Source organism: Scytonema sp. PCC 10023, from assembly GCF_963920835.1.
Taxonomy (GTDB): Bacteria; Cyanobacteriota; Cyanobacteriia; order Cyanobacteriales; family Nostocaceae; genus Kalymmatonema.
The window spans coordinates 1-312 of sequence record NZ_CAWUDP010000379.1 but is presented as its reverse complement, the minus strand read 5'-3'; the positions used below and the strand labels follow the sequence as shown (position 1 = coordinate 312).

The 312-nt window shown below is 51.9% G+C and carries 1 protein-coding gene; it reads right to left on the bottom strand.

Annotated features, from left to right (window positions below; all coding sequences use genetic code 11):
• The coding region (locus ACM0OZ_RS49280) for a WD40 repeat domain-containing protein (protein WP_414590226.1) at window positions 1-312 on the bottom strand (312 nt) is incomplete at both ends.

The following is a 312-nucleotide window of genomic DNA, read 5'->3' as shown; positions in this document are numbered from 1 at the left end:
AATGCTTGCCTGTTGCCACATCCCAGAGTTTGATCGTCTTGTCATCACTGCCAGAAGCCAAGGTTTTGCCATCCGGGCTAAATGCCACGCTATAGACCGACTGGCTATGCCCAGTCAGGGTTTGCGAATGCTTGCCTGTTGCCACATCCCAGAGTTTGATCGTCTTGTCACCACTGCCAGAAGCCAAGGTTTTGCCATCCGTGCTAAATGCCACGCTATAGACCCCAGAGCTATGCCCAGTCAGGGTTTGCGAAATTTTGCCTGTTGCCACATCCCAGAGTTTGATCGTCTTGTCATCACTGCCAGAAGCCA